Origin of the sequence: Neobacillus drentensis, assembly GCF_036965245.1 — a bacterium.
In the GTDB taxonomy this organism is placed as follows: Bacteria; Bacillota; Bacilli; order Bacillales; family Cytobacillaceae; genus Neobacillus; species Neobacillus drentensis_G.
In genome coordinates, this window is the sequence record NZ_JBALPG010000030.1 from 21,662 (window position 1) to 34,381 (window position 12,720).

At 39.4% G+C, this 12,720-nt stretch carries 15 protein-coding genes and 2 riboswitches; all 15 genes read left to right on the forward strand.

Going from position 1 to position 12,720, the window contains the following annotated elements; translation table 11 throughout:
* The first annotated feature begins 133 nt into the window (after window positions 1-133).
* The 15 genes from V7150_RS08355 to V7150_RS08425 all read left to right on the forward strand — a co-directional run bounded on the left by V7150_RS08355 (window position 134) and on the right by V7150_RS08425 (window position 12,698).
* Window positions 134-1,252, forward strand: coding sequence for a glycosyltransferase family 4 protein (locus tag V7150_RS08355; protein ID WP_335516131.1), 1,119 nt, complete (start codon window positions 134-136; stop codon window positions 1,250-1,252).
* Complete coding sequence (locus V7150_RS08360; protein WP_335516133.1) at window positions 1,249-2,022, forward strand: HipA family kinase; 774 nt, start codon at window positions 1,249-1,251, stop codon at window positions 2,020-2,022. The genes V7150_RS08355 and V7150_RS08360 overlap by 4 nt, the downstream gene beginning before the upstream one ends.
* A gap of 172 nt (window positions 2,023-2,194) precedes the next feature.
* Window positions 2,195-3,079, forward strand: a complete 885-nt coding sequence (galU, locus tag V7150_RS08365; RefSeq protein ID WP_335516135.1) for a UTP--glucose-1-phosphate uridylyltransferase GalU — start codon at window positions 2,195-2,197, stop codon at window positions 3,077-3,079.
* A 315-nt stretch (window positions 3,080-3,394) separates the two neighbouring features.
* A complete protein-coding gene (locus V7150_RS08370; protein WP_335516137.1) occupies window positions 3,395-3,640 on the forward strand; it encodes a glutaredoxin family protein in 246 nt (81 codons plus the stop codon).
* A 151-nt stretch (window positions 3,641-3,791) separates the two neighbouring features.
* Window positions 3,792-3,917, forward strand: coding sequence for a hypothetical protein (locus V7150_RS08375; RefSeq protein ID WP_335516139.1), 126 nt, complete (start codon window positions 3,792-3,794; stop codon window positions 3,915-3,917).
* A gap of 302 nt (window positions 3,918-4,219) precedes the next feature.
* Window positions 4,220-5,194: a M20/M25/M40 family metallo-hydrolase gene (locus V7150_RS08380; protein ID WP_335516142.1), complete on the forward strand. Its 975-nt coding sequence runs from the start codon at window positions 4,220-4,222 to the stop codon at window positions 5,192-5,194.
* Window positions 5,195-5,263: 69 nt separating this feature from the next.
* Window positions 5,264-6,115, forward strand: coding sequence for a YwqG family protein (locus tag V7150_RS08385; protein WP_335516144.1), 852 nt, complete (start codon window positions 5,264-5,266; stop codon window positions 6,113-6,115).
* A gap of 99 nt (window positions 6,116-6,214) precedes the next feature.
* Window positions 6,215-6,324, forward strand: a riboswitch (TPP riboswitch).
* Between the two features lie 82 nt (window positions 6,325-6,406).
* Window positions 6,407-7,225 carry a hydroxyethylthiazole kinase gene (gene thiM, locus V7150_RS08390; RefSeq protein WP_335516148.1) on the forward strand — a complete coding sequence of 273 codons (819 nt, stop codon included), beginning with the start codon at window positions 6,407-6,409 and terminating at the stop codon, window positions 7,223-7,225.
* A 1-nt stretch (window position 7,226) separates the two neighbouring features.
* Window positions 7,227-8,042: a bifunctional hydroxymethylpyrimidine kinase/phosphomethylpyrimidine kinase gene (gene thiD, locus V7150_RS08395; protein ID WP_335516151.1), complete on the forward strand. Its 816-nt coding sequence runs from the start codon at window positions 7,227-7,229 to the stop codon at window positions 8,040-8,042.
* Window positions 8,039-8,704 (forward strand): thiamine phosphate synthase, encoded by a 666-nt coding sequence (gene thiE / locus V7150_RS08400; RefSeq protein WP_335516153.1) that lies wholly within the window; start codon window positions 8,039-8,041, stop codon window positions 8,702-8,704. The genes thiD and thiE overlap by 4 nt, the downstream gene beginning before the upstream one ends.
* Complete coding sequence (gene thiW / locus V7150_RS08405) at window positions 8,688-9,194, forward strand: energy coupling factor transporter S component ThiW (protein WP_335516156.1); 507 nt, start codon at window positions 8,688-8,690, stop codon at window positions 9,192-9,194. Before thiE ends, thiW begins: the two co-directional genes overlap by 17 nt.
* Window positions 9,195-9,197: 3 nt before the next feature.
* Window positions 9,198-9,302, forward strand: a riboswitch (TPP riboswitch).
* Between the two features lie 209 nt (window positions 9,303-9,511).
* On the forward strand, window positions 9,512-10,183 hold the full coding sequence (gene tenA / locus V7150_RS08410; protein ID WP_335516159.1) for a thiaminase II: 672 nt from the start codon (window positions 9,512-9,514) through the stop codon (window positions 10,181-10,183).
* Window positions 10,184-10,190: 7 nt separating this feature from the next.
* On the forward strand, window positions 10,191-10,925 hold the full coding sequence (locus V7150_RS08415; protein WP_335516163.1) for an ABC transporter ATP-binding protein: 735 nt from the start codon (window positions 10,191-10,193) through the stop codon (window positions 10,923-10,925).
* Window positions 10,915-11,685 (forward strand): ABC transporter permease, encoded by a 771-nt coding sequence (locus tag V7150_RS08420; RefSeq protein WP_335516166.1) that lies wholly within the window; start codon window positions 10,915-10,917, stop codon window positions 11,683-11,685. Before V7150_RS08415 ends, V7150_RS08420 begins: the two co-directional genes overlap by 11 nt.
* 17 nt (window positions 11,686-11,702) lie before the next feature.
* Window positions 11,703-12,698, forward strand: coding sequence for an ABC transporter substrate-binding protein (locus V7150_RS08425; protein ID WP_335516169.1), 996 nt, complete (start codon window positions 11,703-11,705; stop codon window positions 12,696-12,698).
* Window positions 12,699-12,720: the final 22 nt, after the last annotated feature.

Consider the following 12,720-nt stretch of genomic DNA (forward strand, 5'->3'; position numbering starts at 1 on the left):
GAAACGGTTATAAAAAAAGGAAGCCCCGGCATCGCTAACTCTAAATAGCAAGCTGTCACAAAAAATGCTCGCTGCTATTAAATTATTTTAAATATGGAGGTCGCCCTAAATAACAATAAGGAGTTTAAGCTGAATGAAAGTATTAGTAATCTGGCGGCTCCTCACCGTTGGCGGGGTAAATGCAGGATGGAGAAACCGCTCGATTTATTTTAAACAGCATGGAATTGATACTGAATTTTTATATACGACAGACCACGGCGGGCTCCATATTATGCAGGATGTTGCTCCCGTTTATTTAACGAAGGATGAAAGTGAGATTATAAAAATTATCAAAAACAACGCCTATGACGCCATCATTGTTGTTGATACCGGTGCAGCCTATAAATGGATCCGAAAAGCTAAATATAAAGGACCTGTCATTGTGGAAGCCCGAACACCAGAACTTATGAAACTCATGCCCCACTTAAAAACATTTAAAGGTATTCAGCCAGAATTAATCATTGTTCCTTCACATTATCAAAAACGATTAGTTTCTATTCTGACTGATGATATCCCAATCAATGTAGTTTACAACGGCGTTGACACATCTTTTTTCCGTGCGTTATCCATAGAGGAAATTGACTTTAACAGTGTACCCACACTGCCCAAAGATAAAAAGATAATCGGCTGGATTGGCAGATTAGACAAACGAAAGAACTGGCCCATGTTGCTTGAAGTAGCCAAAAAGATTAAAAGTGAACGGGACGATATTGAAATTTGGATCATTGGCGGAGCGCAAAGTGTGCAGCGTGAAGAATTCAATGTCACCTGGCAAGAGGAAGAGCTTACTGAAATAATCAAATGGTTTCCAGTCATCCCATACCAACAAATGCCTCATGTTTATGCAAAAATTCGCCTATCAGGCGGCTGTACCCTCGCCACAACCAAATGCGAATCGTTTGGCAATACGTTTATTGAGTCGATGATATGCGGTGTTCCAGTTGTTGCATCTAATATGATGCCAGTCACTGAATTGGTAGCAGCAGATAAGACAGGTCTCCTTTTTCGTGGACTAAATGTCGAAGAAGCAGTAAAGCAGCTCTACGGCATCCTGGATGATCCTGTGAATCACCAACAAATGTCGCAAGCTGCAATAGATATGGTCCAACAAAAATTCTCTATTCAAGCCGTGTCTGGTGATTATATTCATCTGTTAAAAAAAATCTGCCAAATGAATAAAGGGGCAGATGGCGAGGTGGATGCTAAATTATGAAACCTGTTGCCTATCAAAAGAAATTGGAAGGGAAATCTAATGCCCATTTAATTACTTTTAATGATGGAAGGGAATATGTAGTTAAATTTTTCCAACCTGGTTTTGAAAAAACCTTGCCTAATGAATGGGTAGGTTATTGCTTGGCAAGATACCTTGGACTGCCTGTTCCATACGCTCGGTTAGTGGAAATTCCACAAGAATTTACATTAGAAGTACCTGAACTTGTTGATGTGCACCAAACCCAGTTCCAATTCGCCTCGAAGTATGTACCCAATTGCCTTAATGGACATCAAGTTTCACATGTACCTAATATTAGTAATCATCAATCTTTGGCCGGGATCATTTTACTGGATTACTGGTTGTGTAATAGTGATCGGACACGCAAAAACATCCTCCTAAATGAAGCAGAGAGTGGAAACTACCAATTGTGGATGATTGATCAAGCAGAGATTTTCGGAACATACAACTGGCTTCATGCTGATTTAGAAAACTTGCCAGTGGAAGTATTGAAAAGTGCCACACATGAATTAATGGCGCAATTTATTGAAAATGAAGAAAGTTTTACTGAGCACCTTGAAATAATTCAAACAATGCCTATTCACTTAATGGAGGAAATAGTTTCGATCATCCCTGAAGAATGGATGGTTTCGAAGGAGGAAAAAAAGGCGATCGTCAGTACCTTGATAAAAAGACGCAAAAAAATTCTGCCAGAGCTGATGCATAAATTTATAAAAAAGGTATATCTGCCACTACATTCCAGCGAGCAATGATTACCTTTCATAATAGAGTACAGGGTTTTTATATTTAGATTGTGAAAAGGGTTCTGTTTAGTTGAAAGTACTATTTTCATAATGGATTAGAAATAAATAGGTTCCTAACGTGACAGGAGGGTGTCCTTAAACATATATGTATGTAAGAAAACTTTTAGGAGGGAGGGAGTTTATGAAAATCCGAAAAGCCATTATTCCAGCTGCAGGCCTTGGTACTCGTTTTTTACCTGCAACGAAAGCGGTGCCAAAGGAAATGTTTCCTATTGTTGATAAACCGACGATTCAATATATTGTAGAAGAGGCAGTAGCGTCGGGGATTGAAGAAATAATCATAATAATCGGCAGGGGAAAAAGGTCAATAGAGGATCACTTCGATAAATCTTACGAGCTCGAAGATACACTGTTTAAAAAAAATAAACTAGAAGATTTAGAGGAGATACAACAAATATCAAGTTTAGTAAAGATTTATTATGTCCGCCAAAAAGAACCGAATGGACTTGGTGATGCTATTCTTTGTGCTAAAAATATTGTTGGTGATGAACCATTTGCAGTGATGTTAGGCGATGATATTGTGATATCAGAGGTTCCATGTTTAAAACAGCTTATGAATGTCTATGAATACTATAATAGTTCTGTTGTTGCCATTCAGAACGTTTCAAAGCTTGAAGTGAAGAAATATGGAATCATAAAGCCAAAAAGTGCGATCATAGAGCAGGCCATATATTCGATCGATACATTAGTAGAAAAGCCAAAGATAGATGAGGCCCCCTCAACATTAGCCGTCATGGGCCGTTATATATTAAAGCCAGAGATTTTTACAATATTAGAGAGGCTTCCAATTGGACAAGGCAACGAACTACAACTAACCGATGCTATTAACGAACTAAATAAACAGCAGGCCGTCCTAAGCTACAACTTCGAAGGAACCCGTTACGATATCGGCGACAAAATCGGCTACGTCAAAGCAACCATCGACCTCGCCCTAAATCGAACCGACACCCGAGAAGAAATCCTTGATTACTTGGGAAAAATAGTAAAAAGGTGTCAGGCACCATAAAAAGACATTTTGGCAATTTGTCCGTCTAGGATGGACAAATTGCCTGTTTTCACCATTTACATTAGTCCAAAGAGGGTATTTTGTATAGTTTGGATTTGTAGTTATTGATTGATTTTCTGTTATGATGTTTATGGGTAATTAGTTTTATTAGTAGTCTAGTAAATTATTCCTTGGGAAAGCGCATAATCAGACATTTCTCGAGTTTATTTGTCGGAAGAATGCATACCTTGTTGGGTTGATTAAATATTCCAAAGGATGAATTAGCAAGTACATATTTAATACATTTATTGAATTATTTACATAGGGGGTAACTATATGAATAAACAAGTCATCGTCTATACCACAAACGATTGTATTGAATGCACTATGGTCAAACAGGTTCTCACAATGGAAGGGATTCCTTTTGAGGTTAGGGATGTGTCAACTAGCGCTGCCAATCAAAGAGAAGTGGAAAAATACGGTTTTCTGGGAGTTCCGGTTACAGTAGTTGGTCAGCGAGCAGTAAAGGGATTTACAAATGAGCTTAAGGAGCTCATAGAATTTGTGAAAAGTAGGGATTAGAGTCCAAGACAAGTTTAATAAATATAGTAAATAACGTATTAACAGAGTGTAAAATGAAATCGATTTTACGCTCTTTTTTTTCAAAAAAAGAAAGGTTATTAGATGTTTAATAGCGAATTGATTGGTGTAGTTATCGTTCGGTGTGAAAAATTTGGGATGTGCATGGAAATCCAATAGAGAATGGAGGGAGCGTGAAGGATTCAAAATGACAAGCGGCAGCTTAACGACAAGAGCTATCGGACCAGACTTCTGCTCGAATACCGCACAGTGGATTTAATGGGCACGCATTATCGAATAAATGAATAGGATTATTATTTGGTTGTAAATGATGTGTAAGCGGTTTCTTATGCTTGGAAGATCTTACTTAAACGGGTTTATTTACTATTTCCTTCTTACCGAAATAAGAGACTTTTTGGATTTTACGGTACGGTTTATAATCGCTGGTAAACCTGTTCCGAAGAAAAATCAATAACACATTTTAGGGAAAATGAGCTCATTAACATAATCAGGTATAACAGTCACATCTCAGTCAATAGAACGATAATGATTCAAATTTACAATTGCTGAGGAGGCCAAATCATGCAAGCAAAAACAATCCGCAATATTGTAATCGTTGTTGCCATCTTGATTTCAGGGATCTTTTCACTTTCGCCTGTTAATGTTCATGCACAAAAATCGGTCGTAGGAACAGAAGCATACAAGCACACAGAATTCTTATCTGAGAAAATCGGTTCGAGGGTTGCCGGTAGTGTAAACGAAGAAAAAGCTGGAGATTATATTTTTAATGAGCTAGAAAAACTAGGATATCAACCTACTAAACAAAAATTTTCCTATACTCGTAATAAAATTACTATTAATTCGGCAAATATCATTGGCACGAAATACAGTCACTCCAATAAATATAAATCCGATCCACAAATCATTATTGGGGCACATTATGATTCTGTCAGTGTGGGGAAAGGGGCAGACGACAATGCCTCAAGTATCGGTGTCATCCTAGAAACGGCGAAGGCAATTCAAAAGAGAAACCTTCATTATGATATTAAGTTTGTTTTCTTTGGTGCTGAGGAGCAAGGATTAAGAGGTTCAAACTATTATGTTTCCCAAATGTCGCAAGAAGAAAAAGATAGAACAATCGCCATGATCAATCTCGACAGCTTGTTGGCGGGGGATAATATCTATGTTTACGGCGGTCAGGGAGAAGATGGCTGGATTCGTGATCTTGCCATAGAGATTGCCAATAAGAATAACATCCCGTTAGAAACAAATCCTGGAATCAATCCGGATTATCCTAAAGGGACAACAGGTGATTGGAGCGACCATGCCCCGTTCAAAAAGGCTGGAATTCCTATTGCTTACTTTGAAGCAACAAACTGGGAGATTGGTGATTTAGATGGCTATACACAAACAGTTAAACACGGTGCTATTTGGCATACGAAAAATGATAATTTAGCATTCCTCGAAAAGGAATTTCCAGGACGAGTCGAAACGCATTTAGCTCACTTCACAGAAACTTTAACTCAATTATTGTATGATATTAAGAAAGTAAAATAATCGTCGATAACCATGGACAAAATCTGTTCTTGCTAATTTAAATCGCCTATGAAAATAAGGAGATACGCTATGGAAAATCTAGATTTATTGTTAAACGAATTTGAGTTGTTTAATAAGAAACAGGAAATTTTACAGGCAATAAAGCCTGCTATTGGAATCAGAAGGATAGAGGAATCGGAGGATAACATCCCAATTGGTGCTTCAAAGCTAGGCGGGAGACCCGATTTACCACCACATCTTGAGTATCCACAATATCATAATGGTTTTCTCACGTTCCTGGCACAAATAAATCTAGATGAAGCAAAGTCATTTGATGTCGATAAAATTTTACCTGAAAAAGGTGTTCTATATTTCTTCTACGATATCATTGAGCAGTCATGGGGCTTTGATAAAGAAGACAACGGCTGTTATAAGATTTTATACTTTGATGGAGAAAATTCCGAACTAAAACGGACTAACTATCCTGAAATAACAGACGAGTATTTCCCTTTACAGTCCTTTAAAGTGGAGTTTTTTCAACATTATACATTACCCGAGGAACCGAAATGGCTAGATTTGGATGAAGAAGAAACCGACAATTACTGGGATTTCAGAAGTCAGGTTATGCAGCCATATGATGAGCATGAAAATGCATTTCCAGCCCATTACATGCTAGGAGAGCCGTTTAATATTCAAAATGATGTTTTCGAGGAAATTATCTATTACGGAAATGAGGACAAATATGGTCCAGATGGCTGGCAAAAAAATGAACTAGAAATTTCGGCAAAGAGTAACGAACTGGTTTTACTATTTCAAATGGACAGTGATGATGATCTAGACGTTATGTGGGGAGACGCGGGAATGCTATATTTCTGTATCAATAAGAACGATTTGCAAGCTAACCAGTTTGATAAGGTTGAATTTATTCTTCAATGCTATTAATAATTTTTCTGGATTAATGGAGGTAAAAAAATTTAACTATTACAATTTTCTTTACTTCAATATTAATAAGCGTTAATATGAACTTAATTTAATATGCAAAGTATCTACTAGGGGTGCCCTGTATTCAGGCTGAGAGAAAACGGTAATGTTTTTAACCCTTTGGACCTGATCTGGGTAATACCAGCGTAGGAAAGTAGTCGAGTGAAATGTTTATTTTTTGCTTTCTAACTAACCAGGTCCTTTTACGCGGATCTGGTTTTTTTATTTTTAAAAAGAAATGGGGAATATGGTTTGGAGAAAAATAACTTGTGTGAAACGTTTGAAAAAGTAAGGAAGGTAAACCCGCTTGTACATAATATTACGAATACAGTTGTAACCAATTTCACGGCAAATGGACTCCTTGCACTAGGGGCTTCACCGGTAATGGCGAATGCAAAAGAAGAAGCAGCGGATATGGCGAAGATTGCGAGTTCACTAGTTTTGAATATAGGCACGTTAACCACCGTGACTGTGGAGGCAATGCTCCTGGCTGGAAAATCAGCTAATGAGAACGATGTTCCGGTCATATTTGATCCCGTAGGTGCAGGTGCTACTCCGTATCGAACGGAAACGGCACAAAAACTAATGAACCAAGTCAAAGTCTCGGTGATAAGAGGGAATGCCGCCGAAATTGCCAATGTCATTGGTAATAATTGGGAAATAAAGGGTGTTGATGGAGGGAATGCAAAAGGGAACGTAACAGACCTCGCCATAACAGCTGCCGATAAATTAAATTGTATTGTCGTCATTACCGGAAAAGAGGATATAGTGTCTGATGGTAAAAACACCTATTCAGTTGCCAACGGACATTCCATATTGACAAAAGTAACAGGTACAGGTTGCTTGCTAACCTCTGTGATTGGAGCATTTGCAGGAGTTGAAAAGAATCTGATTCAAGCTACGGTGGCTGCCTTAACCTACTATGGCGTTGCAGCGGAAAAGGCAGCAAATAAAACAGCTGAATTAGGACCGGGCAGCTTCCAAATCGAATTATTAAATCAATTATCATTGGTTTCAAGTGAAGATTTGAATTTATATGCTTCATTTAAAAAAATAAGTGGAGGAATGTAATATGAAGAAAGCATTAACGATTGCAGGTTCTGATTCGGGCGGCGGTGCAGGGATTCAAGCTGATTTGAAGACGTTTCAGGAATTAGAGGTTTTCGGCATGTCGGCTTTGACCGCTGTTACGGCGCAAAATACAGTAGGAGTCCACGCTGTTTATCCTATGTCAGCAGAGGCCGTTGCCAAGCAGATTCAGGCGATCGGGGAAGATATCGGAACTGATGCATTAAAAACAGGAATGCTTTTTAGTGCAGAAATCATCGAGACAGTTTCTGAAAATATCAAAAAATATCAATGGAAAAACGTCGTTGTCGACCCTGTGATGATTGCAAAAGGCGGTGCCTCCTTGCTGAAGCAGGAAGCCATTTTCGTTATGAAAAAGTATTTATTGCCGCTCGCCGAAGTTATTACCCCAAATATACCGGAAGCAGAAGTTCTAACAGGAATGAAAATCCGAACAATCGAGGATAAAAGAGAAGCGGCATTAAGACTGTGCGACCTAGGAGTTAGAAATGTCGTGATTAAAGGAGGTCATGATGAAAATGAACTTGAATCTACTGATTTATTATTTGATGGAAGCGGATTCCACACTTTTACGAATAAGCGAATCCTAACAAAGAACACACATGGAACAGGGTGTACTTTCTCTGCTGTCATAACAGCTGAATTGGCTAAAGGCGCTTCCATATTCGATGCTGTTTTATCTGCTAAGGATTTCATTCAAGCAGCAATTGAAGATCAAATCGAAATTGGTAACGGGCATGGTCCTACAAACCACTGGGCATATCGAAAAAGAAAATATATAGAGGAGTTGGCAAAGTGAAGAGAGACTTGCGCGAGTTATTAAGTGTTTATTTCATCATGGGCAGTCCGAACTGCATTAAGGAGCCGCAAGAAGTATTAACAGAGGCAATTGCCGGTGGAATCACACTTTTTCAATTCCGTGAAAAGGGCTGCGGGGCATTAACTGGACCTGAGAAATATACTCTTGCAAAAGAACTCCAAACAATCTGTAAAGCGAACCAAATTCCTTTTATCGTTAATGACGATATTGAACTGGCACTTGAAATTAAGGCAGACGGTGTTCATATCGGGCAAGGGGATGAACCGGTAAAAACAGTCAGGGAAAGAATTGGCGACATGATTCTCGGTGTATCTGTCCATACCACAGAAGAGGCCATGAAAGCGATCCGCGATGGAGCCGATTATTTTGGGATTGGCCCAGTTTATCCTACGAAGACAAAAGAGGACGCGAAGCCGTCAAGAGGAACCAGCCTAATTGAAGCATTACGTAAAAATGGTTTCACAATACCGATTGTAGGAATCGGCGGAATTACAAGTGAAAACGCCGTTTCCGTAATTGAAGCAGGGGCAGATGGTGTTTCGGTGATCACGGCTATTAGCCTTTCAGAGTCACCAATGGAGGCAGCAAGAGCATTGAGAGAAAACGTTGAGGAGAAAAAAGGTAATGAACAAAACGTATAAACTGACACTGACAGCAATGATGATTGCGATAGGCACAATTACCAGTAACCTAGTATCAATCCCAATTGGATTTACAAAGGTCTTTCCAATACAGCATTTTTTAAATGTTTTGTCAGCTGCGCTTTTAGGGCCATATTACGCTGTCGCCCAGGCATTTTGTGTCTCGCTGTTAAGAAACCTAATGGGAACGGGTTCCATTTTTGCTTTTCCCGGAAGTATGGTCGGTGCGTTGCTCTCGTCTTTATTATTTTTAAAAACTAGAAAAATCTATCTGGCCTTTATCGGGGAAGTTATTGGAACAGGAATATTTGGTGCGATTCTATGTTATCCAATTGCGACTTTACTACTTGGGAAAGAAGCAACCGTTTTTGGGTTTATTCCTTTATTTATCTTTAGCTCGTTTGCTGGAGCGCTGTTGGCGTTTGTGATATTAACTGTCTTCTTAAGAAAAAAAGTCTTGGTAATGGCCGGTCACACTTTAAAAAACTAAATAACTATTCACTAGGGGAAGTTATTAGACTTGAGATGGATAACGGAATCCGAACCCTTTGAACCTGAACTGGATCATACCAGCGGAGGGAAGTGGTAAGTGCTTTAACCCGCTTATTCCATTCCCAGGTAAGCGGTTTTTTCATTTCATTTTGGTCTGGGGATATTGATTCGATGATAAATGGTTGGAATTCGCTGATATATTGGTTGGAATCGCTAATAAATGTCCATTTTCCGCTGATAAATCCTTATCGGAGAGATAGGGAGCGGTTGAAAAGCAACACCAAGCCACAAAATTTACGAAATGAGGGATTAAAAATGAAATTTTCGCAACGGCTTCATGAAAAAGTAGGAGAAATATGGGAGAAAACTCATCAGCACCCATTTGTTGTCGGATTAGGCAAGGGGGACCTTCCAGTGGAGTCATTTATCCGGTACATGAAACAGGATTATGTATTTTTAATTGACTATTCCAAGCTTTTTGCATTGGGGACAGTTAAAGCAAGAGACCTCGACACGATGTCCGTATTCGCTAGACTCATGTATGAAACATTAAATGGAGAAATGGAACTGCATCGTGGGTATGCTGCTAGATTCAGTATTACCCAACAACAGCTTGAAGAAACAAAACAGTCTCCTATTAATTTGGCCTATACCCGATATATGCTGAATGTCGCTCAAAATGGAACGCTGGAGGAATTAATCTCGGCATTATTACCTTGTATGTGGAGTTATTGGGAAATTAGCAAAGCGCTAGCAGATAAATATCCAACAGCTAGCGAACATCCACTATATGGCGATTGGATTAAAATGTATTCTTCAAACGAATTTGGGTCGTTGGCACTTTGGCTGATTGAGTTGTTAGATCAATTAGCAGAAGGCAAGTCGGAAAGAGAGTTAGCTATTTTAGAAGATCATTTCCTGACGACGTCCCGCTTTGAGTACATGTTCTGGGATATGGTTTATGAAGGAGGAGATTGGCCTGTCTAGCACAAAAATGTTATCAATCGAAAACCTTACATACGCTTTTGAAGAAAAAAGGCCGATTTTTCAAAAAATCTCAATGAATGTGAACGAGGGAGAATTTGTTTCTGTTATTGGCGCGAGTGGTTCTGGAAAAAGTACCCTTTTTAAATTAATTACTGGACTACTTGAGCCTGATAAGGGAGAAATCAAGATTAATGGCGAAAACGTTGGAAATAGGCTAGGCAGAGTAGGATATATGCCGCAACAGAATTTGCTTTTACCATGGAGAACGGTATTAGACAATGTAGCGCTGCCGCTAGAGATCATGAAGGAAAATAGTCAGAAGAAAATTCCTGAAATTCGCGAGTGGTTAACCCGATTTGGATTAGCAGATGTGGAAAAAGCCTATCCGGATGAACTCTCCGGAGGAATGCGGCAGCGGGTTGCTTTTTTGAGAACGATCATGACGGGGAAAAAATTATTATTGTTAGATGAACCGTTCGGGGCACTTGATTCACTTACGAAACGCAACATGCACAGCTGGCTGCTAGGGTTGTGGGGGGAACTGCAAAAAACGGTACTGTTCATCACCCATGATTTGGAGGAAGCGATATTGCTTAGTGACCGAATTTATTTGCTTGGTCGGGAGTCATTAAAAGAAATTCATGTCAGCCTTCCACGACCAAGAAATCCAGAAATAATCTATCAATCAGAGTTTGTCACGATGAGAAGAGAATTGGAGCGGCTGATTCAAAATGAAAATTAAATGGAAAAAATGGCAAGGGGATTATGGCCTATTCCTGCTTGCTACTATCCTGATCGTAAGCGGCTGGGAGTGGGTTGTTAAGAAAGGGTTAATTCCTGCCTTCATATTGCCGTCACCTTCGGAAATCGTGGCGTCACTTATAGAAAACCGGCAGCTCTTGTTGGAAAACCATTTGCCTGCAACCCTTCAAGAGGTCTTGATTGGTTTTGGGATATCGCTTGCAGGCGGACTGCTAATAGGTATCGGGATGCACTTTTCCCGTGCATTAGAAAAAGTATTGTATCCGTTTCTGGTTATTTCACAAACAATTCCGATGATCGCGATTTCGCCCATCTTTATCATGTGGTTCGGCTATTCGATTTGGAGCAAAATTGCGGTAACGATTTTAATTGCGATTTTTCCAATCGTCGTAAGTACATATGATGGGCTGAAGGCTGGAGGAAAGGAATACAGAGAATTACTGCTGACAATGGGAGCAAATCGCTGGACTATTTTTAATAAAATTCAGCTGCCGATGGCCCTGCCGTCGATCCTGTCTGGGTTGAAAATGTCTGTGGTTTATTGTGTTGTTGGAGCAACCATTGGAGAATGGCTCGGTGCTAGTGTTGGATTAGGCTACTTCAGCAGACGGATGTCAGGGAACTTACAAGCGGACGCTGTGTTTGCTGCAATCTTTCTGCTTTCATTCATGGGAATTGTCCTGTTTTTATTGATTAGTTTAATTGAAAAACAATTATTGAAAAATATAAATCGCAACTAGAAAGGTTGAAAAATCCAATGAAAAAAAGTTTATTAATTTTGTTCAGTCTAATGTTAATCTTGTTAAGTGCTTGCGGGAAAGAGACAGCCGATAAAGCTTCCGGAAGTAACGGAAAGCTGCAGAAAGTGAGCTTAATGCTGGACTGGTATCCAAATGCAGTGCACTCATTTCTTTTTGCCGCTGAAGAAAAAGGCTATTTTAAAGAACAGGGGCTGGATGTTGATATTCAAATGCCTGCAGATACAAATGATCCTCTAAGGCTTGTTGCGGCTGATAAAATCGACATGGCCATCAGCTATCAGCCGGAAGTGCTTGTGGCAAGAGGTGAAAATATTCCAGTTCAATCGATTGCTGCGCTCGTACGCCATCCACTGAATCAATTAATGGTTGCTGCTGATAGTCCGATTCAATCACCAAAGGATTTAGCCGGAAAATCGATTGGTTATCCAACGATTCCATTAGATGAAGCGATTATCCAAACGATGGTGAAAGCAGACGGCGGGGATGAGAAGAAAGTAAAAATGGTCGATGTCGGCTGGGACTTGATTCCTGCAATGGCAACCAAAAAAATCGATGCACTGATTGGCGGATATATTAACCACGAAAAATTATTGCTAGAAAAAGAAGGGCATCCAATACGGACGTTAAATCCTGCGGATTATGGCGTTCCCGATTATTATGAGTTAGTGTTAGTTGCAAGTGAAAAAGGATTAAAAGAAAAGAATGATGTGTATAAAAAGTTTATCGCAGCGATTACAAAGGGGCAAAAATTCGTAGCAGATCATCCAGAGGAAGGATTGTCTATATTAATGAAACATGAAGACAAAACCTCACCACTGGAAGAGGATATTGAAACAAAAAGCTTGGAAATCCTGCTCCCGCTGATGGACGCAAAAGAAAAACCATTCGGCTACCAAGACCCAGAAACTTGGGAAAAGGCCGCGCAATGGTTGAAAACAACCAAAATGATAAATCAAGAAGTAAACGCTAAGGACGCATTTATTAATTTTTAGCTATTTGTATGGTGAATAGGTG